The following is a 614-nucleotide window of genomic DNA, read 5'->3' on the forward strand; positions in this document are numbered from 1 at the left end:
CGTAGGAAGCTCTCGCGAGTATTCGCCAGATTTTTTCATAGCGTTCGGCGCGTTCGAGGTCTTCCTGTTGGCCCAGGTAATACAGCTGATTGTCAGGCTCGGGACCCCGAAAGCCATGCCTCAAGAAAGAAGCCGCTGTCTCATCGCCCCCCGCGACACCGAGTTGGAATACTTCGAGTGCTTCTTGGTACTGACCCTTTCCTTTGAGATTCACACCCAGATCCACAGCCGCCTCACCATGTCTTTGCTCGGCAGCGCAGCGAAGCATTTGCCGAGCGACATCCGGGGCAACATCGCTAGGAGCCAGTTTGTCCCCCACATAGTATTGCGCTAGGGCACTACCTTGATCAGCAGCCTTGCGGTAGTAACGCAAAGCCATTTCCGAGTCCTGTTTCAACCCTGCGGAACCTTGCTGCAAGAAGATCCCCACAAAGTAATATCCCGTGGCAACACCGGCGTCGATAAGTCGTTGGCTCAAGCGCAAGTGTTCATGGCCATGGAGTTTGAAATGCTGGCGCATCGCGCCGTTCTGCAGGTTGATATTGGCCTTGTAGTGGTCGTTTTCGGCGGCGATGCGGTACAGCCGTTCGATCTCGACGTCGACGCTCTTGTCT

The 614-nt window shown here is 55.4% G+C and carries 1 protein-coding gene; it reads right to left on the minus strand.

The features are described from left to right. Nucleotides 1-614 (minus strand): tetratricopeptide repeat protein (locus SOP95_RS31500; protein ID WP_323609514.1); only part of this gene is annotated, 614 nt, incomplete at both ends.

Source organism: Pseudomonas sp. YuFO8, from assembly GCF_035065025.1.
GTDB classification, from domain to species: Bacteria; Pseudomonadota; Gammaproteobacteria; order Pseudomonadales; family Pseudomonadaceae; genus Aquipseudomonas; species Aquipseudomonas putida_AE.